The sequence below is a fragment of the Curtobacterium sp. PhB136 genome (genome assembly GCF_004346855.1).
GTDB lineage: Bacteria > Actinomycetota > Actinomycetes > Actinomycetales > Microbacteriaceae > Curtobacterium.
Window position 1 is genome coordinate 480,569 of the sequence record NZ_SMGH01000004.1, and the last position, 20,225, is coordinate 500,793.

A 20,225-nucleotide genomic window follows, 5' to 3' on the forward strand; every position below is an offset into this window, starting at 1 on the left:
GCAGCCGAGGGGCCCGTCCCGTTGTGTGCGGCAGGATCGGACGCATGGACGTCGTCACCTGGACCCTCGAGTCGCGCACACCTCCGACCGCTCCGCCCCGGCCCGTCCCGGCTCCGGTGCGGCTCGACCGGACGAGTGCGGTCGACCCCGAGTACGCCCGGTTCCTCTACGGGTACGTCGGCGGCGCCTGGCGGTGGACCGATCGGCTCGACTGGACCCGGGAGCAGTGGGCGGAGGAGCTCGCGGTCCCCGGCACGGTGTTCCTGCTCCCGAGCGCCGACGGCGTCCCCCTCGGCTACGTCCAGCTCCAGCCCGTCCCGCACGACGACGGCGTCCACGTCGAGATCCGCTACTTCGGCCTGGCCGCGCCCGGCCTCGGACGCGGGCTCGGCGGCCCGCTCCTCGAACACGCGATCGCGACCGCCTGGTCGCTCCCCGACGCGGTGCGCGTCTGGGTGCACACGTGGGACCTCGACGGACCGGCGGCCCGCCCGAACTACGAGGCCCGCGGCCTCGTCCTCTGCGACACCGCACACAGCGACGAGGACGTTCCGGACGCACCGCTCGGCGCGTGGGTCTCCACGGGTGGGCGGTGACCAGATGACGGCCGGGAGGCTCGTGGCGGCCCCGCCACGAGCCTCCCGGCCGGTCTGCTGGTGACGTCGCGAGCCGCCGGCCGACGTCCTAGGCCGTCGCGTCCTGCATCTCGTGCTCGATGTCCGTCAACGACTTGCCGCCGGTCTCCGGGACCGCGCGCCACACGAACACGACGCCGGCCACTCCGATGACCGCGAAGGCGATGAACGTCCAGGACCCGCCGATCGCGTGGACCACCGGCAGGAACGCCAGCGACACCGCCCAGTTCGCGAGCCACAGGAACACCCCGGCGACGCCCATGCCGATGCCGCGCACCGCTGACGGCACCAGCTCGGAGATGATCAGCCACGTCGTCGTCGCGACCGCGGACTGCTGGAACGCCAGGAACAGCACCATCACGCCGAGCGTCAGGTAGCTGAAGCCGGGACCGCGCTCCGTGAGCGGGAAGGTGGCACCGAGCGCGACGAGGGACACGACCCCGCCCAGGGAGCCGCCGATCAGCAGCTTCTTGCGCGGCACCCGGTCGACCAGGCGCAACCCGACGAGCGTCGCGACGACGCTGATGACACCGATCGCGATCGTCGCGACCACGGCGGTCGACGACGGCAGCCCGGTGTCCACCAACAGGGTCGGTGCGAAGTAGATCACGGTGTTGACACCCGTCGCCTGCTGCAGGATCGCGACCCCGACGGCGATGAGCACGGAGCGCCGGATCCACGGCTGCCGGAACCCGCTCCACCCCTGGCTCTCGGACGACTGCGACTCCTGCGCCTGGCGGATGGTGCGGAGTTCCCGGTGCGCCTCACGCTCGGGGTAGGTGCGGCGGAGGACCTGCAGTGCGTCACCCGCGCGGTCCCGCATCCGGTACCACGTCGGGGTGTCGGGCAGCAGGAACATGCCGACGACGAGGACCACGGCCGGGACCGCCGCGAGCCCGAGCATCCAGCGCCACGCGCCGTACTGCGCGAGCCACGCGTTCACCAGGTACGCCAGCAGCTGCCCGGTGACGATCATCAGCGAGTTGAGCGAGACCAGGCGTCCGCGGATGTCCGACGGCGCCATCTCGGCGATGTAGAGCGGGACGATGATCGAGGACACCCCGACCGCCAGACCCAGCACCACGCGACTGACCAGCAGGACGGCGTAGTCCGGGGCGAAGGCGCACCCGATCGTCGCGACGATGAACACCGCACCGGCGAGCACCAGGGCGAGCCGGCGGCCGACACGGTCCGCGACCCGGCCGCCCGCCAGTGCGCCCACCGCGGCGCCGATGAGCAGCACGCTCGTGACCATGCCCTCCTCGAAGACGCCGAGGTCGAAGTCCGAGGACACGTAGAGCAGCGCGCCGGAGATCACGCCGGTGTCGTAGCCGAAGAGCGCACCGCCCACTGCGGCGACCGCGGCGACGACACGGACGAAGCGCTTCCGCGCGCGGGCGTCCGGCGGCAGCACCGGGATGTGCGTCGTCTCGATGCCGGGCTCGTAGGCGCTGCGGTCCTCGGGGGTGCGGGTCCGCGGGGCGCGGGCTGGCAGGGGCATTGTCGTCCTTCGATGTGCGGTGGTGGCACATCGACGGTGATGCCCTCGGGTCTGATCCGACACGAGCGTACGCATGCGTTCGCAACGATCGTTACCAGACCCCCAGGTTTCCCGTCGGGTGGACGATGTATCGACCCGACGGGAACCACCGCTACTTCGTGAGGACCGCCGCGACCTCCGGGATCCGGTCGACGTACCCGCGCACCAGGTCCCGCGCGACGGTGACGCTGTCGACCAGGGGGTGCAGGGCGAACGCCTTGAGGGCCTCGTCCTTCGAGCCGGTGAGCGCGGCGGCGATGGTGTGCCGTTCGACGGCCTTGACCTGGCTCATCAGGCCGATCTGGTGCAGGTCCGGCTGGTCGGTCGTCATCGGGTGCACGCCGTTCGCGTCGACCATGGTCGGCACCTCGACCACCGCGTCGCGCGGGAGCCCGGCGATGGTGCCGTTGTTCCGGACGTTGAGGATCATCGTCTGACGCTCGTTGCGGCTGATCGCTGCCATCACGCCGAGCGCGACGCCCGCGTAGCCCTGGTGCGACGGGTCGGTCTCGCGTTCCTTCGGGTCGAGCGGTTCGTCCTGCGTGCCGCCCTTGGCCTCGGCCATGTAGGACGCACTGCGGCGGGCGACGGTCTCCCGCCAGAGGTCGGCGACGCCGTTGCCGGCGGCACTTGCCCGGTCGTAGAACGCGGACTGGCTCTCGGCCAGGAAGTCACCGCGGGTCTTGCCGGAGCCGACGATCGAGCGCACGGCATCGCGGTTGAAGTAGTAGTAGAAGAGGTACTCGTTCGGGATCGAGCCGAGCGAACGGATCCAGTCCAGGCCGAAGACGTGTCCCTCTTCCATCGCCCCGAGGCGCTCGTCGTCGGCCATCAGCTCCGGCAGGACGTCGCGGCCGTCGTACATCACGCGGCGCATCCAGCCGAGGTGGTTCAGGCCGACGTAGTCCATCTGGACGCGGGTGTGGTCGAGCCCGAGCATCCCGGCGACCCGGCGACCGAGGCCGGACGGGGTGTCGCAGATGCCGAGCACGCGGTCGCCGAGGACGGTCTGCATCGCCTCGGTGATGATGCCCGCGGGGTTCGTGAAGTTCATCACGTACGCGTTCGGGGCGAGGTCGCGGATGACCTTCGCGGCCTCGACCATGACGGGCACGGTGCGGATGGCGTAGGCGAGCCCACCGGGGCCGGTCGTCTCCTGGCCGAGGACGTCCAGGTCGAGCGCGACGTGCTCGTCGCAACGGCGTCCTTCGAGCCCGCCGACGCGCAGGGCGGCGAACACGTAGTCGCTGCCCTCGACCGCACGGTGCAGGTCGGTGGTGGGCTTCAGGACGGGAGCGTCCGGGAACTCGGCGGCGAGTTCGGTCAGGATCGCGACCATCGCGTGCAGCCGGGCCTCGTCCACGTCGTAGAGCGCGACCTCTTCCACGCGGGGCGAGCCGGTGTCGCGGAGCAGTGCCTGGTACACGTACGGCGTGCGGAACCCGCCGCCTCCGAGGATGCAGAGCTTCATGTGGTGATGACCTCTCCGCCGGCGTTCCGGCTGTGTGCGAGTGTTTCGTCGGGGGCGCCGGTCGTGGTGATCAGCGTGTCGACATCGGTGAGGGAGCAGAGCCGGAGGGCCCCGGTCCCGGGGAACTTCGCTTCGGACGCGAGCAGGACGACCCGCTCGGCGGCGGCGATCATCGACTGCTTGATCGGGGCCTCGACCGCCATGTTGTCCACGACGTGCCCGTTGGCGCGGACGCCCGTGCACGACAGGAAGAGCAGGTCGGCGCTGACGTGCTCGAGGGCCGCTTCGGCGAGGGAGCCGACGAGCGTCCGGTAGTTGCGGCGGACGACGCCACCGAGCAGGACCAGGCGGACGGCCTCGTCGTCGCGGAGGACGTCGAACACGGCGAGGTTCGTCGTGATGACCGTGATGTCGCGGCCGCGGAGCAGCTCGGCGATCTGCGGCGTGGTGGTCCCGATGTCGAGGATGACGACCTGGCCGTCCTGCACCATCGCGGCAGCGGCCACCGCCATCCGGCGCTTGAGGTCGAGGTCGCCGGCCTGTTCGAACGGGGTCTCGATCGGCTCGCCGTCGTCACCGTCCTGCGCGGTCTGGCCGGGCGCGAGCACGGCGCCGCCCCAGGTGCGGACGAGCTCGCCGTTGCGGTCGAGCATCTCGAGGTCGCGCCGGATCGTCGCCGCGCTCACGGACAGGGCGTCGGCGAGCTCCTGGACCGAGGCGGCGCCCTCGACGCGCAGCGCCTTGATGATGCGGTTCTGCCGCTCTCGCAGGATCATGGCGCCACTGTATCCGAACTCGCGCACTCTCACGCAAACTCGTGCAGTCCCGTTTGCGTTCTGCGCAGACTTAACAAATCTGGCGCAATCGAGTAACGTCCTCGCAACACCAAGCACGCAGGCTTGAGCATCACCAGCGGTACCGCCCCGGGATTGCGCACACCTGCGACGGGACGATCCGCAACGATGAGGAGAAGCCGTGACCGCACTGCTGTTCGCAGGGGACGTGTTCTGCGACCTGGTCTTCGCCGGCGTCACCGCGCCGGAGCAGGGCACCGAGGTCTACGCGGACGCGTTCACCGTCACCCCCGGCGGTGTCGCGAACCGCGCCGTGGCGGCCGCCCGCGCCGGCGCCCCCACCATGCTGCTCAGCCGGCTCGGCGACGACGTACTCGGAGCGCACGTGTACGCGACGCTCACCGCCGAACCGCTGCTCGACACGAGCCTGCTCGAGGTCGTCCCGGGGCACCAGAGCTCGGTGTCCGTCGCACTCACGGGGCCGGACGACCGGAGCTTCATCACCTACGAGGAGCACCTCGACGCGCTGAGCGTCCCCGACGACCTCGGCGCGGTCGCGTCCACCCACGTCGGCATCGCCCACCCCTTGCCCGGATGGGTCGCGGAGCTCCGCGCCACCGGCACGACCGTGGTCGGCGGCGTCGGATGGGACCACACCGGCGAGTGGTCCGGCGGGGTGCTCGACCGGCTCGCCGAGATCGACGTCTTCGTCCCCAACGACGTCGAGGCGATGCGGTACACGCGCACCGACTCGGCACTCGACGCCGCGAAGGCCCTCGCCGAGCGGGTCCCGCTGGCCGTCGTCACCTGCGGCGGGTCGGGCGTGATCGCGGTCGACTCGGCGCACGGGGTCGTCGTCACGGCCGAGACCATCCCCGTCGACGTCGTCGACCCGACCGGCGCCGGCGACGTGTTCGTCGCGTCCTTCATGGCCGGCGGCCACCACGGCTGGGACCTGGCGACGCGGCTGCGCTTCGCCGCCGCCAGTGCCGCGTACGCCGTGACCGGTCTCGGTGGCGCCGCGAGCGCACCGCACCCCGACCAGCTCCGCGCCTTCCTCCGCCGCACGGCCGCCCCCGGCGACTGGTCGTTCCTCGACGCGGCCGCCCTGACCTCCTGACTCCCCCTCCACCCACTCGAAGGACTGGACCACCATGAAGCACTCCAGCAAGGCGACGATGGTCATCGGCGTCGCCGCCGCCCTGGCACTCGGGCTGACCGCGTGCACCCCGGGCGGCTCGGCTGCCCCCGCCGCGTCGCAGAGCCTCGGGCCGGTGTCGAAGGACGTCGGTTCGGGCAAGACGACCCTGACCGTCTGGGACCAGAACACCGACACCGGCATCAACGACGCGCAGCAGGTGCTCAACGACGAGTTCGAGAAGGCGCACCCGAACATCACGATCAAGCGGGTGTCCCGGTCCTTCGCCGACCTCAAGACCACGCTGAAGCTCGCGCTCTCCGGTGACAACCCGCCGGACGTCGTGCAGGCGAACCAGGGCTACCCGGACATGGGTGCCTTCGTGAAGGCCGGCTTCCTGCGCCCCGTGAACGACTACTCCAAGCTCTACGGCTGGGACGACTACTACCCGTCGAGCCTGCTCAAGCTCAACTCCTTCTCCTCCGACGGCAGCACCTGGCAGGGCGACAAGCTCTACGGCGTCTCGCAGACCGGCGAGCTCGTGGGCCTCTACTACAACAAGGAGGTCCTCCAGAAGGCCGGGATCGACGCGCCGCCCACCACCGTCGCCGAGCTGACCGCGGACATGGCGAAGGTCAAGTCGGCCGGGTCGCTCCCGCTGAGCTACGGCGACGTCGAGAAGAGCCCGGGCATCCACCTGTACGGCCTGGTGCTCTCCGCCCTCGCCGGCCACGACGCCGTGAACGACCTGGTCGCAGGCAAGTCCGGCAGCTGGACCGGTGACGAGGAGGTCAAGGCCGCGCAGACCATCACGAACTGGGTCGACAAGGGCTACGTCACCGACGGCGCGAACGGCGTCTCGCGGGACGACGCCGTCGCCTCGTTCGGCAAGGGCCAGTCGGCGTTCCTCATCACGGGCACCTGGTACCAGGCCACCCTCGAGGCCGCGGCGAGCGCCAAGGACATCGGCTTCACCGCGCTGACCCCGGCCGGCGCGGACTCCCCCGTCACGATGGGCGGCGAGGGCCTGGCATGGGCCATCACCTCGAAGACGAAGAACGCGAACGCGGCCGCCGCGTACGTCGACTTCGTGACGAACGCGAAGGCCGCGGAGACACTCGTCGACAAGGGCAACCTGCCGACCGTCGTGCCGGACGACGACACCCCCGCGTCGGGCACGATCGCCGGCGACATCACGAGCAACTACAAGACGATCTCCAGCGCCAACAGCATCACCCCGTACCTGGACTACGCGACGCCGACCTTCTACGACACGATCACGGCGGCGATGCAGGACCTGGTCGCGGGCAAGGCGACCCCGGAGCAGTACACGAAGACGCTCCAGGACGACTACTCCGGCTTCGTGAAGAAGTAGCGAGGGCTCCCCAGTGACCCAGTTCACCGGAACCACGGCGGGTGCTGCCGACCGCAGCACCCGCCGTGGGCGGGCCGGCACGACGGCGGGCGGTGCCCGGAAGCGCCGCCGCAGTCTCGTCCCGTACCTCTACGTCCTCCCGGCGTTCGTCGTGTTCGCCGTGTTCCTCGGGGTGCCGTTCCTGCAGAGCATCCAGTACTCGTTCTACGACTGGGACGGCCTGTCCGCGGCGACGTGGGCAGGGTTCTCCAACTACGTCGACGTGTTCGCGGACGCGCAGCTGCGGGCGTCGTTCGGGCACGCACTCGTGCTCATGGTGTTCTACGCCGCGGTGCCCGTGGTCGTGGCGCTCTTCCTGACGGCGCTCATCTCGCGGGCGAACGGGCTGCCAGGGATGTCGTTCTTCCGCACGGTGCTGTTCCTCCCCCAGGTCATCGCGTCGGTCGTCGTCGCCACGATCTGGGTGTCGATCTACTCGGCGGACGGCCTCCTCAACGACGGGCTGCGGCTGGTCGGACTCGGGCACCTCGCGCAGGTCTGGCTCGGCGGGTACGACACCGCGCTGCCCGCGATCGGCTTCGTCGGCACCTGGCTGAACGTCGGCCTGTGCCTGGTCCTGTTCCTCTCCGGCGTGGGCAACATCCACCCGAGCCTGTTCGAGGCCGCCCGCATCGACGGTGCCGGCGCGGTGCGGGAGTTCTTCTCGATCACGCTCCCCTCGCTCCGCGGGCAGATCGCCGCGGCGCTCACCCTGACCGTGGTGTCGGCGCTGAAGACCTTCGACCTGGTCTACGTGACGACCAGCGGCGGGCCCGGCAACTCGACGTCGGTCCCCGCGTTCGAGGCCTACAACCGGGCGTTCCAGACCGGGCAGGTCGGTTCGGCCGCCGCCGTCGCGGTGTCCCTCACCATCGTGATCATGATCGTCACGGCCCTCATCAACCGCCTGCAGCCGAAGGACGTCGCATGAGGATCTCCGTCCGCGAGAAGACCGTCAACTACGTCATCCTGACGCTCTTCGCCCTGTTCGCGATCATCCCGCTGATCGGGGTGCTGCTGTCCTCGGTGACCCCGTCCGCGCAGAACTCCGGCGGCTTCAGCGTCCCCACCACCATCGACCTCGGGAACTTCGGCGCCGCGTGGAACCAGGGGCACTTCGCGTCGTACATGCTCTCGAGCGTCCTGGTCACCGTGTCGGTCGTCGTGCTCACGACCGTGCTCGCCGTCTTCGCCGGGTTCGCGTTCGGTCGGCTCGACTTCTTCGGCTCGAACGTGATCTTCTTCGTGATGCTCGCCGGCCTGATGCTCCCCGCCGAGGCGTTCATCATCCCGCTGTACTTCAACCTGCGATCGGTCGGCCTGACCGACACCTACACGAGCCTGATCCTGCCGCAGACCGCGCAGTCCCTGGCCTTCGGCATCTTCTGGATGCGCAGCCAGTTCCGGTCCTTCCCCGGCGAGGTGATCGAGGCCGCCCGGCTCGACGGCGCGCGCGACGTGCGACTCCTCTGGCAGGTGATCGTGCCCGCCGCCATCGCCCCGATCATGACGATGGCCCTGCTCATCACGATGTGGACGTGGAACGAGTTCCTGCTGCCGCTCGTGCTCATCACCAGCGAGGACCACCGCACCGCACCCCTCGGCCTGGCGTTCTTCAAGGGTGCCCACCTGACGGACTACTCGCTGCTGTCCGCCGCGGGGGTGATCGTCGCGCTGCCGATCGTCGTCCTGTACTTCTTCCTGCAGAAGCGGTTCATCTCGGGGATGCTCGGCGGGTTCGCGGACCGCTGAGGGCCGGCCCGATCACGGCCGTCGTCCTGACTGCGGTCACGGCGGTCGTCCTGACGGCGGTCGCGGCGGCCCCTCGGGTGTCAGGAGCGGCACCCCCGCAGCGGCAGCAGCCGCGCGGTACGCCCCACCCAACGACTCCACCGTCGCATGGGCGTTCAGGCCGGACGGGTTCGGCACCACCCAGAGCCGCGCGGGTCCGATCAGCTCGGGCTGCTCGCCGGGGACCGCCCGCGGGCGGTCGAACGCGACCCGGAACGCGGTGATGCCGAGCATCGCGACGACAGCCGGCCGCACGGCGGTCACCCTCGTGACGAGCTCGGCGCGACCCGCACGGAGCTGGTCGTCGGAGAGCTCGTCGGCACGGGCAGTCGCGCCCGGCACCAGCGTCGTGAGCCCCACACCCCGGCCGTACAGCTCGTCACGGTCCGCCGCGGCGAACCCGGCGCTCGTGTCGAACACCTGGCCGGTGATCCCCGCAGCGTGCAGGGCCTTCCAGAACCGGTTGCCACGGTTCGCGAAGGCCGCCCCGACCGCGGCGCTCCGGAGGCCCGGGTTGACCCCGACGAACAACAGCCGGACACCAGGTCCGATCTCGTCCGGCAGCGGGACGCCGCGGAACGTCTCCAGCTCGGCGCGGGTCATCGGCATCGCACCAGTGTAGGAACGCCCGGGCGGCCGGGCCTGGTGGGATCGCGCCTCCGGTGGGAGCATGTGCCCACCGTGAGGAGGCGTCATGACACTGCCGTTCGACCTCGTCCGTCCCGACCGCACCGCGGCCGCGACCCCGGAGGCGCTCGTCGTCTCGCGCTACCTCGGCGACCTCGCCACGACCGCCGTCCACCTGCCGGAGGCCGACCGCGCCGCCCTCGAGGAGTCGACGCTGCGGCTCCTCCGCGCGCTCCTCACCGCGAACCCCGGTGCAGCGCCGCCGCCCCCCACCCCGCTCGGGTCCCGGATGCTCGAGTACGTCCAGGTCCACGTCGTCGACCGGGACCTGACCATCGCGGAGGTCGCGCGGGTGCACGGCATCTCCGAGCGGTACGCGTACCTGATCCTGCAGCGAGCCGGCATCAGCCTGGCCGACCGGGTGCGCGGGAGACGACTCGCCGGCGCCGCAGAGGAGCTCCGCCGCGTCCACGAGCGACACGTCACCGTCTCGGAGATCGCACACCGGTGGGGGTTCCCGGACCACGCGAACTTCACCCGGGCGTTCCACCGTGCCTACGGGATGAGCCCCCGCGACTACCGCAAGCGCTGCGGGCAGGAACCCGGCGGCTCGGTGCGGGAACCGACAACTATCTGTGCGGATCCGATCAAGATCGCGAAGGAACGCTGACCGTAGTGTGACGACGCGGCCTCGGCACGACACGTTCGCACCATCGTTCTGCCGCGCTCTGCCTCGTTCCCCGACGAGGAGCGCGCTCCCGCTGTCGCCGCGTCATGGAGCCCAGCCGGACCCCGTGGACCTGACGTATCGGAAGGAACCACCATGCCGGACACCACCCGCCGTCGACGTCGCACGCTCGCCGCGACCGTCGCCGCCCTCGCCCTCGCCGCCGGGGCGATCGCGTTCCCACTCCAGGCCGCCTCCGCCGACGGACACGGGCACCACACACCGTCGCCGTCGCCGAAACCCACCGTCGTCCTCGTGCACGGCGCGTGGGCGGACTCCGCCAGCTTCGCGCCCGTCACCGCAGCACTCCAGCGCGCCGGGTACCCGGTCCTGGTGCCGCCGAACGACCTCCGCGGCATCGCGCCGGACGCCGCAGCGCTCAGCGCGTACCTCGCCCAGCGCACCAGCGGCCCGGTCGTGCTCGTCGGCCACTCCTACGGCGGTGCGGTCATCACGAACGCCGCCGCCTCCGACCCCGACGTCAAGGCGCTGGTCTACATCGACGCGTTCCTGCCCGACCAGGGCGAGACCATCAACGACCTGCTCGCCGGGTCCGGCTCCGCACTCACCGCCGACCCCGCCACCCTGTTCGACATCGTCGCCCCACCGGGAGCGACGAGCCAGGCGGAGTACCAGGTGTACCTGAAGTCCTCGACCTTCGCGACGTCCTTCGCGCAGGACGTGCCCGCGGCCACACGGAACGTCCTCGCCGCGGGGCAGCTGCCGCCGCTGCTCGGGGCGCTGGCCGAGCCGTCGGGTCCCCCGGCGTGGAAGTCGATCCGGAGCTGGGACGTCATCGGCACGCAGGACAAGGTGATCCCGCCGGCGACGCAGTACCGGATGGCGCACCGGGCGGGCAGCACGATCGTTCCCGTGCGGGCGTCGCACCTGTCGATGATCTCGCAGCCGGGCGCGGTGACGGCGGTCATCGAGCGGGCGGCGTCGACCGTCCATTGAGGCGGGGCTGATCGCATCGCCACACCCCACGGACACCGCGGGCCCTCAGCGTCGCTGGGGGCCCGCGGCGTTCGTCGCGGGTGTGCTCAGCCTCGCGTGCAGGTCGTTCAAGACCACGGCAACGTCACCCGGGGTCTCATGGACGGGCGAGTGGCCGGAATCCACGATCGTCAGCCGGGCACCGGGGATCAGCCGAGCGAGCTCGCGAGCGTCGTCCGCCGACCGGGCACGATCCCGCGCACCGTGCACGATGCTCGTCGGCACCGTGAGCAGCGGGAGCCGAGCTCGGAGGTCGAGTGCTGCCTGGCTGGCGAGGACCGCCTTCACCGCTGCCTGCTGCACGGTCGACGCCCACGCGAGCCACTCACGTCGGAGCATCGGATCGAGCGCATCCGCGAAGGACCGGTCGAGCACGGCAGCACGAAGGTCCTCGCCCCAGTCATCGTCGACGCGGCGGAGGATCGCTGCGACGTCACCGTGGCCGCCCATGTGGGCTCCCGTGTCGACGAGGAGGACTCCCGACACCAGATCGGGGTGCTCGAGCGCGAGCTGCATCGCGATCGCCCCGCCGGTCGAGTGCCCGCAGACCAGGACCGGTCCGCCGGCGTGCAGGTCGCCGATCCGACGCGCGATCGACTCCGCGATCTCCGCGATCGTCCGCGGGCCCGGCTCGGTCAGCCAGGGCACCGCGTCGATCTCGGCGGCGGTGCCGAGCTCCACGGCGAGGCGGTCGAAGATCGCGGGAGGGCAGAGCGTTCCGGGGAGCGCGACGACGGTGGCGACCATGCTCTCATCCTGGCCGATCCGATCGGCCTCAGCGGCAGGGCGGGGCGAAGTTGCCCCAGGAGCCAGAAGAGCCGGGGGCTCTTCTGGTGTGGCTGGCTTGCAAGGGCTGGAAACCAGACTGCAATCAACCCCGTGGCGGGCCGTTCGCGTTTAGGCTGGGACCGCGGCGGTAAGCGGCGCCCGCTCGACGCCGAACCTGGGTTCCCCCCGGGAGACCGCCCGATTTCCCCCGCGACGAAAACCCCCGGTCAGCAGCGAACAGCACTACACCGACGGACCGTGCTCCGCATCCCCCCGCACGACTTGTACACAGCATGAGGCGGTTTTAGCCATTTTGAAACCCGTATCGGCCCTCGTTTGGGGGAAATGATCCCGCTGTTCAAGCACTTTCTGCCGGACAACGATCAGGCCCGCATGATCCAATACGCCCCTGTTGACGAGGGGCGCAAGCGCCGGCGTCGTCCCGGTTTCGTGTTGTGAAGGATCACATCAGCAATGTCCGCAATGACTGCAGCCGTCTGTGCGTGATACCCGTGACCAATCAGCGGCAAGTTCACCGCGGACACGTCGACCTTATGGATACCCTTCTGCGTAGGCACAGGCGGGAACCTTCCCGCGCGAGGGGCTCTGTGATTCAGGGTTGATATAAGAAGAGCCAAGTCATTCCGCGATGCATACATGGTGCCGGAGCGGCTAATGCCCTTCCGCGTGCTCGCCAATGTCGCAAACTCCGCTGCGTCAATGTCTGGCGCAGCGAGAAACACGTGTCCAAGTCGTAGCCCTGCGGTCTTGAGAGCGGTTTGGAGAGCCGCAACTGCGTTCACGAGGACGTAGTTGCCCATAGAATGCACCACTATATCCACGTGTCGCACTCCGCCACTGTTCTGTGCAAGGAAAAGGAGGAATGCGGCTAGGCCGGGCGCGCTCGCGAGGGCTTCCGTGCGGTCCCGTCCGTAGCGAAGCAGACTTCCGGCTGACGGCCATGAGAACGCTGCGACAACCGCGTCGAGATCAAGGTCAGCCGCGAGTTGAGCGGTTTTGAGCATCGCGGCGTTGAAGGTGGTCGAGAATCCATGAATGCTGAGTAGAATGCGACGGGTCGTCACGGCAGCCACTTCGGCACGGAGTGCGTCTGCGAACTCCGAGATGGTCAACTCGGTGACGTTTTGGAGCTGGAGCGCCCCGCTTCGCGCGAAACGATTTGGCGCAATGATCGCCTTGTACCCCAGCTTGCCGACGTGATGGGATTCTGGCACGAATACCGACGCGATTCCGTAGCGTGTCACGCCGTTGACGGCTCGGGAGGCGTCGAAGTGCATCGAACTCATGGGGAGCGCTTCCCGGTCAGTTCCAAAGTGCACCTTCACGCGACGGTCGCCGTTGTCGACTTCCGTCGCTTGCCGGTTCCAGAGTTGATTGTTCGGGGGCTGAGGTGGAGCTTGCACTGAGCCCGCACCGGCTGACCGCCCGCCCCGGCCGCCTGTTCGGCGGTCGTTGAAGCGGGCGAGCTTCACCGCGGGCGACTCCGCCAACAGTCGATTCGCACTGTCGCGAACCCTGTCGCTCGGTATAGGCAGAAGTTCCGGCAGTCCGACGTCTTGCAGTTGGGCGAGTTCTTCGAGAAGTCGGCGGAACTTCGGTGAGCGCTCCATCTCGATCGCAGAGCGCCACTTCGCGTCTTCCGCAACCTGCTGCCCGAGGGCAGCTGTGCCCCGCCAGTTGAACGTCGCTCCCTCATACAGCCCCGCTCGCGCCTCGCGCATGGCACGCGCGAACGCGGAACGGCCGCTCGGTGCAGGGTCCCTCGGGTCGCCTAGCGCCATTCCGAGCGTGATGACCGCAACCGACACAACGTCTGACAGTTGCGCGCCGAGCGGATCTTCAAGCTGCTCGGACCAGAGCCCGTCAAGCGTTGACGTGACCTGCGTCCACGAGTCGCCGCGATTCCTCATCGCCGAGGTGGCAATGGAATCGGCGAGTCCAGCGGTCACGGCGATCAGCCCGGCCAGGGCCTTCGATTCTTCGAGCGTCAGGCGTGGCAAGCCCGATGCCGCCGCGATGTCTCGCAGTCGACGCGGGGCGTCGAGTCGCCGAAAGTCTCGTTCGTACGCACGGAAACGCGCAGCCGCCACGATGCTCTCCCTCGTCGCCCCGACCAAAAGTCAAAGAGCCCCACGCGCCTCAACAAAAACGCTTTGATGGACCGTAGCACTCTTGAATTCTTCGAGTACTCCGGAGAACCAGGTGAGCCTCTTGGATGCGGCTCCCGTCTCCGGTGTCGTCTGCACGGGCGAACTTGTACTTTCGATCGACCGACCGACCAATCTTTCCCTTCGGCGTCGAGAGAACGGCGGTCCGGCGCAAGCCAAACGGCCAGCACGGGTGGGAATCGACCACCTACAGCGGCGATCGGGTCAGCTCGTGAGCTTCGCCAGTCGTTCGCCGATGCGGCTCTGATCTCGGTGCGCTGGCGGGCAGAGGGCAAGCCATCGGTTGAGCACCGCGATCTCTTCATCCCGTCGGCCGAGTTTCCGGAGGATGATGGCCGCCTGTTCCGTGTATGCGGGTGCGGGCTCGCGTCCGTCTCGGTCGCCTTCAGCTCCTTCGATGGCGACGTAGCAGAGCTCGAGCGCGTCTTCGAGCCGGTTGTCCCGTTTGAGTTGCTTGATCGGTTCGATGAGTTCTAGGTAGTGGACGCCGTTGACCATGCCCCGCTGGAATTGCTCGGCGCGCGCGCCTCCACCGGCTAGGGCGTCGCGCACCATGTCGCGGTTGCCTTTATGACTGGCCATCGCCTTCTGCTCGGACGTCATCGGTGGCCGGTTCGCGGCGGACCACTCCCATTGCGGTGCGCGGCCGCCAAGCCAGGCCCAAGCTTCGGCGCGAAGCCCTTTCGGCAGCAGCTCTGTGAAGATCTGCACGCGGACGGGTCGGGAGCCGATGTCGGAGATATCTGCGGCGGCGGTGACGTATCCCGGGAGGTACCCGATGCGTTCGCCTTCGATGAGAACCGCTACGGCGTTCGGGTCAACCGGGTTCGTGGTCTCGCGTTGCAAGGATCCCGACATCTCGAGGTAGCCGCCTTGGGTGGTGCCGTGGCGGGCCGCCAACGCGGCGATTGCGTCACGGCAGGTTGTGGTCGTGCCGGAGAGCATGGTGAGGCCGTCTATACCGTCGTCGATTGGTGGTTGCTTGCGGCCTAGGAGACGGTCGAGTATGCCCATTCGCTGATCATGGCATGGCCTTCGAATCAGTTCGCGAACTTCAGCGTCATGACGGTTCGTCGTCGGCGGATACGCTTTCGTGCCGTGAAGCCTGGTGAACCCGACCCGATCCCTGCCCCTCGGGGGTATGCCCATGCGCTGCTGGGGTTGTTCGTCGTCGGCTGCTTCTTCGAAGCGGTGATCTTCGCGGGGAGACCATGGGCCGGCGGCGGCTGGAACATCGCGTGGATGCCCGCGTGGGGCTGGGACCTTCGTCAGGACACGTTGCCGACGTTGCTTGCGTACTTCGCGGCAGCGCTGGTCCTCTACGGCATCTCGCGAGGTGGGCAGGGCACATTTACGGGTGTCGTTGAACGGAACCGTGTGCGCAGGACGGTTGGCACCCTCGGCGCCCTCCTGGCGATGTGCGCCGCCTCCCTTGGTGTTCTGGCTGTGGCGGCAACGTTCCGCCATCCGACGTCAGTACCGGCCCTGGTCGTTGTGGTGCCGATGACGTCGATCTGCTGGGTGTTAGGCGTTGAGAGCAGCCGCTTCGTGGTGCCTCGGCATGCTCGACAGTTCGAGATGGCTGTCGAGCAGCTGGAGCGCCTACGTGCACAGATCGCTCGTCTGCCACGCCGGGTCCCCGTGCTTCGCCGCGGCCTGGTCGGAGTGGGAGTGCGGGTCGCGGCGATGGCTGCAGCCGGCGCGGGGGCGGGGGCGCTCGGTGGCGGCGGTGCCTGGCAGGCAGTCACCGGTGCAGCGGTCAGCGGTCTCCTCGGTGGCGTCGCTCTGCTGCTGTTCGGCGGGATGACGGCCTCGTCCGTTGTGGAGCCATCCCGCGGGAAACGTGCCGGGAACGTCGCTGGCGCCTACGTCTTCTACGTCTTTCTCGTGCTGCTGGGGGCGGTGAACTTGCTCGTGGTCGCGCCACAGGGATGGTGGGTCGCAGGGGCGTTGCTCCTGCTCGAACTGGTCCTGCCCTTGGCGTTTCACGCGCGGGCGTTCCCGTCGAAACGATCCTTGCTCATGCAGGATCTTTCCCTCCGCGGAACACTTATCGCATACGAGTCGCGATCATTGCATCGCAGCCAGGCAAGGCTATCCACCCGCATCGACGAGTTGCAGGCAGTCGCCGACATTGACGCACCATCGGGACGAGAACGCGTGCGCGAAGCACTGCTCACCCTGCTCGGAGGCACACGTCGGTGACGGTGACCGTCAGGTCCTCCCGTCACGCCGAAGCAGACGACAGCTCCGATCGCCGTCCGAGACGTGCACTCCACCAATCGGGTTGAAGCACAGACCTGCTGTTATCACCGCGTCGGTCCATATCCGTATCCTGTTTCGGTGAGCCGATTGGGACGTTTCTCGCCGCTGCCGTCGGAGCTTCGGCGCCGCCGGGATCTGTCCGCGCAGGAGAGGGTGGTCGGGCCACAGTGGCGCGACGACTGCCCAGTCGATGTCGGGCGGAAAGTGCTTGCCGTCCTGCAGGAGACCACGAACGCCGCAGAGCGAGTTCTCTTGCGTGCTGACCGTCATCGCCGTATCGGTACTGCCGACGGAAGCTTCGAAGTCGAAGCGGCAGAGGTCCTCGCAGGCGACGGTAACGACGATGAGCGTCTGGACGTCGTCGCCGCCGTGCTCTACGCGATGACCGCGCTGGCCGAAGACGACGACCAGCCGGTCCAGGTCGAGGTCGACTGGAACGAGGAGTGGGTCCCGCCTACCTATGACGCAGGCGCGTTCGTTACGACGGTGGACGACATCCTTCTTGGTTCCCGTCTCGACTGGACGTGGGACGCCGGCCGGTTTCAGCAGCGGGGCAACCACGTTCTGCACGCCGAAGTCGTCAAGCCAGCATCGACGTTTCTGGCTTTGAACCCCAAGTTCGCGCGCGCCTCAGCCGGGTTCGAAGCGGCGCTGACGCGGCTGTCGGAGAATCAACCAGCAGTGGCAATCACCGACGCTGCGACCGCAGTGCAGGAGTTCTTCCGCGCGCTCGGCGTCGAGGGCGGGAGCATCTCGGACCAGCTCAACGCTGCGGCGAGGGCTGGGATCATCTCGCAGGCAGACAGGAAGCTGCTCAAGCCCATCATCGAATGGGTGAACGCGGACCGTTCCTCGCGTGGCAACGCTCACCAGTTCCGCGATGATGACGCCACGAAGGCTGACGCATGGTTGGCGATCCACGTTGCTGCCGCGCTCATCGTCCGTCTCGCGAACGAGGAACCGCGCAACATCGAGCGCATGCACGAGGAACGTGAGCGTGCGAAGGCACAGCGCGCCGAAGCTGAAGAAGCAGAGCGAGTCCGTCGGGAACGCGAGGCCGAACAGCAGGCCACTGCCCAGAGGTGGGCACCACCAAGCCGATACGACGACGAAGTCCCGTTCTGACGGCCGTAAAAGCGACCGCTGACACGCGCTGAGTCGGGGGCTGGAGTTATCCGGGCCGGGCACCAGCGCGGTGACCCGCAGTTCCGCGGCCAGTGAGATGAATCGCGGGTAGCCCTCGTGCAAGGTTCGCCCCCGCTCGCGGCTGGCCGGCGTGGGGGACCGCCGGCGCGCGCACCTCACCGCACTCAATATCAGTCTTCCATTTGGGCCAAACTGCGATTCCATTCGCCATATGGGCGCTTGCCGGACCGGCCGGACCGAGGTAGCTCAGCAAGCGAACCGGGGCCGCCATGGACGCCCCTGACGTCGACGACCTCTGGGTGTCCGCGGACGACTACGTCGCAGAGCCAGTCCGCTGGTTGCTGCACGTCATGGACGGCCTGACCGTGGTGATCACTCGCGACGGGAACCCCTTTGCATTGTTAGAGCCATCGCAGTGGACGCTCGACCGCGTCCAGAGCCGAGGTCGATCCGCGCATACAGAACCAAAACCCTCCGATGACGCGATGACGGACTCCACAGCCAGCACAGGCCAAGCGCGCGGGGTTCCCTCTGGTACGTCCGCCGTGCTGACGGCTGGGAGGTCCGCGTCGGCGTCCGCTGGGATGTGGAGAAGGAAGTCGTCGAAACCCTCTACCTGCACCCGACGAAGTCCGAGTTCGTCAAGGACCGCGACGCGGTCGACGCGGACCGGCTCGAACTCGACGCCACCCGGAGCGTCGCTCATGGAACGAATCTACGGTATGTCTCTCAATTGCAGGAAGCTCTACCGGACGGGGTAGAGAAGCGTGCGGGCTACATCCGTCCGAAACACGCGTTCGTCGAGATCATCCGGATTGACACCGATCTCGCGCAGCAGCACTGAGCGCATGGCGAGATCGAGAATCACATGTGCACGCATTAGCTCGCGATGATCGGAAGTGCCGAGCGACGACGTGTGGGTGAAACCGTCTCGTCGGTCGCGCACCCAACCTGCGAACGTCTGAATGTCGCCCGCGTAGTTGTGCAGTCGGTGTCCACATCGACCGAGGAGATCGACGAGTCGGTCGCGAAGGCTGAAGGCGTCGGCATGCTTCAGGCGAGACAGCACCAAATCCTTATGGGGATCGTCCTTCAGCGCATCGCGAAGCTTCTTCTTGACTGCCTTGAACTCCTCTGGGGGAATCCGCGGCCCGGGCTGGATCGTCGTATGCAGCACCTCCAGCGCACGGACGATGTGGGCGAAACTCTCCTCGAAGGTCATCGACTTCCACATCAGAGTGGCGAAGTAGTCAAGGAGTGGCGCCTCGGCCCGCTGGCAGAGGTCAGACCACCTGGAGAGCATCGGCCCGATGTTCTCCACGGCCCCGCGGGCATCGACCGGCTGGTTGAACTCTTGAACATCCTCGTCATCCTTCGGTTCGGTGACCCATGACGAGCTGACCCACTCAAACCAGCCGCCGAACAGCAGATCGCCGAAGCTGTCCTTGCCATGTCCGTCAAGCTCGTCCGTAGGGTCGGAACGGTAGCGAACGCATTCGAGAGCGTCCCCCACTCCGGTCGCAAGAGTCAGGAACTGGAGAAGCGGCGTCACGACGAGCGCCCATGTGTCATCGATCGTGACCGGATTGGCGAGGAGGACTTGGAGCTCTGGGAAATATCGAAGGCTCGCCCCGTGCTGCGAAGTCGATCCCACTGCGCCCCAATGGAGCGTGACCGTTCCCCACGGCACAGTCGTCTCGATGTCGTCGGGAAGAGTCAGCTCGCCTCCCAGCGTCCGTTCGTTCTCTGATTCCTCAAACTCCGGGCCGACTGATGCGGCCCAATCTCGAAGCCGGCGGGAGCGGAACACCATCTCGGTCACCTGGGTGTCGCCAGCCGAAGGTAGCTCTACGCCGACTGCAACCGCCCAGCAGTCCCACGTCTCTTCCAAGACGGGGGGACGCTGGCCGCCGTAGTCGATGCCACTGAACCACGGTCTGCTCTGGTTGCGGTACCCGGCGTGCGCGAGCGTCACCGAGAAGCCGCCGTGGGTTGTCCCGACGATGGTCTCGTCTTGCAGTAGTAGTTTCTCGTCTAGGAGTGTGCCCTGCAGTTTGAGCGTCGGGCGTCCGACGAGCGGCACTGTCAGCGTTCCGTTGACCTTGCGTTCGGGCCGCGAGCACACGTACCAGCTGCCAGGGAAGGTGCGCTCTCGCTCCGGCCCTGAGGAGCCGAGGATGTTGACGGTCACTCGAACATGATGTCCGCCGCCCTGATTGACAGGCGCTCGACACGGCGATGGCCCGAGTATCGAGCGAACGCATCGGGCCATCTTGCGTCGACACCCTGGCCGACCAGCCCGTGACCGGCCCGGGAGTCTCATGCGTCACAGAGCTCGGGCCAGCTCCGAGAGAGCGAGGGCGCATCTTGTGGTTGGGCGCAGGGTGTGTCCGGGATGGTGGTGAGGTGCCTCGGTTCAGCTTCGCTCGGATGATCGGTTCGCGTTGATCGGTGATCTGGTATCCGGGCCCACCGGCCGGATCGTCGGCCGTGCTCGGACGCCCGGAACAGGGCCGAAGGCATCCCCGGCTGTGCCGAGGTGGGCACGCAGAGGCCCGTCGCCGAAACCTGGTGGCCATTGCCGCCTTACCGGCCGAAGCGGCTGCGAAAAACGGCGTCGCAGCGCCTTAGCGGGGCGGACCCGAATCGGCGACTGCCGCGAGGACCTTCGCGCTTTCACGGCGGCGCGGAGCGACACAGATCGTTGTCGGCTCGGCCTGCGCG

18 protein-coding genes are annotated in these 20,225 nt (G+C 68.2%); 9 read left to right on the forward strand and 9 right to left on the reverse strand.

What is annotated here, in order from left to right:
• Positions 1-44: 44 nt before the first annotated feature.
• On the forward strand, positions 45-596 hold the full coding sequence (locus EDF27_RS02310; RefSeq protein WP_132047043.1) for a GNAT family N-acetyltransferase: 552 nt from the start codon (positions 45-47) through the stop codon (positions 594-596).
• An 88-nt stretch (positions 597-684) separates the two neighbouring features.
• On the opposite strand, the gene EDF27_RS02315 is transcribed toward EDF27_RS02310, so the two are convergent.
• From EDF27_RS02315 to EDF27_RS02325, 3 genes are all read right to left on the reverse strand, one after another.
• On the reverse strand, positions 685-2,136 hold the full coding sequence (locus tag EDF27_RS02315; RefSeq protein ID WP_123701122.1) for a sugar porter family MFS transporter: 1,452 nt from the start codon (positions 2,134-2,136) through the stop codon (positions 685-687).
• A gap of 151 nt (positions 2,137-2,287) precedes the next feature.
• Positions 2,288-3,646 (reverse strand): 6-phospho-beta-glucosidase, encoded by a 1,359-nt coding sequence (locus EDF27_RS02320; RefSeq protein ID WP_132047045.1) that lies wholly within the window; start codon positions 3,644-3,646, stop codon positions 2,288-2,290.
• A complete protein-coding gene (locus EDF27_RS02325) occupies positions 3,643-4,422 on the reverse strand; it encodes a DeoR/GlpR family DNA-binding transcription regulator (RefSeq protein WP_123655236.1) in 780 nt (259 codons plus the stop codon). The genes EDF27_RS02320 and EDF27_RS02325 overlap by 4 nt, the downstream gene beginning before the upstream one ends.
• Positions 4,423-4,621: 199 nt before the next feature.
• On the opposite strand from EDF27_RS02325, the gene EDF27_RS02330 reads away from it, so the two are divergent.
• Genes EDF27_RS02330 through EDF27_RS02345 form a run of 4 tightly spaced genes read left to right on the forward strand, consistent with a single transcriptional unit; the run spans position 4,622 to position 8,744 of the window.
• Positions 4,622-5,560: a carbohydrate kinase family protein gene (locus EDF27_RS02330; RefSeq protein ID WP_123655235.1), complete on the forward strand. Its 939-nt coding sequence runs from the start codon at positions 4,622-4,624 to the stop codon at positions 5,558-5,560.
• 34 nt (positions 5,561-5,594) lie between these two features.
• A complete protein-coding gene (locus EDF27_RS02335; protein ID WP_123655234.1) occupies positions 5,595-6,953 on the forward strand; it encodes an extracellular solute-binding protein in 1,359 nt (452 codons plus the stop codon).
• A 13-nt stretch (positions 6,954-6,966) separates the two neighbouring features.
• On the forward strand, positions 6,967-7,923 hold the full coding sequence (locus EDF27_RS02340; protein WP_123655233.1) for a sugar ABC transporter permease: 957 nt from the start codon (positions 6,967-6,969) through the stop codon (positions 7,921-7,923).
• Complete coding sequence (locus EDF27_RS02345) at positions 7,920-8,744, forward strand: carbohydrate ABC transporter permease (protein ID WP_123655232.1); 825 nt, start codon at positions 7,920-7,922, stop codon at positions 8,742-8,744. The genes EDF27_RS02340 and EDF27_RS02345 overlap by 4 nt, the downstream gene beginning before the upstream one ends.
• 36 nt (positions 8,745-8,780) lie before the next feature.
• Here EDF27_RS02345 and EDF27_RS02350 read toward each other — a convergent pair whose 3' ends face one another.
• Entirely contained in the window at positions 8,781-9,392 is a 612-nt protein-coding gene (locus EDF27_RS02350) for a mismatch-specific DNA-glycosylase (protein ID WP_132047047.1), read from the reverse strand.
• A gap of 85 nt (positions 9,393-9,477) precedes the next feature.
• Between EDF27_RS02350 and EDF27_RS02355 the strand changes: the two genes are divergently transcribed.
• Together EDF27_RS02355 and EDF27_RS02360 are read left to right on the forward strand one after the other, a co-directional pair.
• Positions 9,478-10,080 (forward strand): helix-turn-helix transcriptional regulator, encoded by a 603-nt coding sequence (locus EDF27_RS02355; RefSeq protein ID WP_132047049.1) that lies wholly within the window; start codon positions 9,478-9,480, stop codon positions 10,078-10,080.
• Positions 10,081-10,233: 153 nt separating this feature from the next.
• On the forward strand, positions 10,234-11,094 hold the full coding sequence (locus tag EDF27_RS02360) for an alpha/beta hydrolase (protein WP_123655229.1): 861 nt from the start codon (positions 10,234-10,236) through the stop codon (positions 11,092-11,094).
• 45 nt (positions 11,095-11,139) lie between these two features.
• On the opposite strand, the gene EDF27_RS02365 is transcribed toward EDF27_RS02360, so the two are convergent.
• The 3 genes from EDF27_RS02365 to EDF27_RS02375 form a co-directional block, all read right to left on the reverse strand.
• A complete protein-coding gene (locus EDF27_RS02365; RefSeq protein ID WP_132047051.1) occupies positions 11,140-11,880 on the reverse strand; it encodes an alpha/beta fold hydrolase in 741 nt (246 codons plus the stop codon).
• Between the two features lie 404 nt (positions 11,881-12,284).
• Positions 12,285-14,012 (reverse strand): alpha/beta hydrolase, encoded by a 1,728-nt coding sequence (locus tag EDF27_RS02370; protein WP_132047053.1) that lies wholly within the window; start codon positions 14,010-14,012, stop codon positions 12,285-12,287.
• A 282-nt stretch (positions 14,013-14,294) separates the two neighbouring features.
• Positions 14,295-15,104 (reverse strand): HIRAN domain-containing protein, encoded by an 810-nt coding sequence (locus tag EDF27_RS02375; RefSeq protein WP_132047055.1) that lies wholly within the window; start codon positions 15,102-15,104, stop codon positions 14,295-14,297.
• Between the two features lie 84 nt (positions 15,105-15,188).
• Here EDF27_RS02375 and EDF27_RS02380 point away from each other — a divergent pair, with 84 nt between their 5' ends.
• Positions 15,189-16,295, forward strand: coding sequence for a hypothetical protein (locus EDF27_RS02380; RefSeq protein WP_132047057.1), 1,107 nt, complete (start codon positions 15,189-15,191; stop codon positions 16,293-16,295).
• Between the two features lie 138 nt (positions 16,296-16,433).
• Positions 16,434-17,480, forward strand: a complete 1,047-nt coding sequence (locus EDF27_RS02385; protein WP_132047059.1) for a hypothetical protein — start codon at positions 16,434-16,436, stop codon at positions 17,478-17,480.
• Between the two features lie 334 nt (positions 17,481-17,814).
• Here the strand turns inward: EDF27_RS02385 and EDF27_RS02390 are convergent, their stop codons facing one another.
• Together EDF27_RS02390 and EDF27_RS02395 are read right to left on the reverse strand one after the other, a co-directional pair.
• On the reverse strand, positions 17,815-18,207 hold the full coding sequence (locus EDF27_RS02390) for a hypothetical protein (RefSeq protein WP_132047061.1): 393 nt from the start codon (positions 18,205-18,207) through the stop codon (positions 17,815-17,817).
• A 39-nt stretch (positions 18,208-18,246) separates the two neighbouring features.
• Positions 18,247-19,692, reverse strand: a complete 1,446-nt coding sequence (locus EDF27_RS02395) for a HEPN domain-containing protein (protein ID WP_132047063.1) — start codon at positions 19,690-19,692, stop codon at positions 18,247-18,249.
• Positions 19,693-20,225 lie beyond the last annotated feature (533 nt).

Coding starts and splice junctions, on each gene's coding strand:
- EDF27_RS02350 (WP_132047047.1), bottom strand. CDS start 9,392: ATGCCGATGACCCGCGCCGAGCTGGAGACGTTCCGCGGCGTCCCGCTG.
- EDF27_RS02325 (WP_123655236.1), bottom strand. CDS start 4,422: ATGATCCTGCGAGAGCGGCAGAACCGCATCATCAAGGCGCTGCGCGTC.
- EDF27_RS02335 (WP_123655234.1), top strand. CDS start 5,595: ATGAAGCACTCCAGCAAGGCGACGATGGTCATCGGCGTCGCCGCCGCC.
- EDF27_RS02315 (WP_123701122.1), bottom strand. CDS start 2,136: ATGCCCCTGCCAGCCCGCGCCCCGCGGACCCGCACCCCCGAGGACCGC.
- EDF27_RS02310 (WP_132047043.1), top strand. CDS start 45: ATGGACGTCGTCACCTGGACCCTCGAGTCGCGCACACCTCCGACCGCT.
- EDF27_RS02320 (WP_132047045.1), bottom strand. CDS start 3,646: ATGAAGCTCTGCATCCTCGGAGGCGGCGGGTTCCGCACGCCGTACGTG.
- EDF27_RS02360 (WP_123655229.1), top strand. CDS start 10,234: ATGCCGGACACCACCCGCCGTCGACGTCGCACGCTCGCCGCGACCGTC.
- EDF27_RS02345 (WP_123655232.1), top strand. CDS start 7,920: ATGAGGATCTCCGTCCGCGAGAAGACCGTCAACTACGTCATCCTGACG.
- EDF27_RS02365 (WP_132047051.1), bottom strand. CDS start 11,880: ATGGTCGCCACCGTCGTCGCGCTCCCCGGAACGCTCTGCCCTCCCGCG.
- EDF27_RS02390 (WP_132047061.1), bottom strand. CDS start 18,207: ATGAGCGACGCTCCGGGTGGCGTCGAGTTCGAGCCGGTCCGCGTCGAC.
- EDF27_RS02355 (WP_132047049.1), top strand. CDS start 9,478: ATGACACTGCCGTTCGACCTCGTCCGTCCCGACCGCACCGCGGCCGCG.
- EDF27_RS02375 (WP_132047055.1), bottom strand. CDS start 15,104: ATGGGCATACTCGACCGTCTCCTAGGCCGCAAGCAACCACCAATCGAC.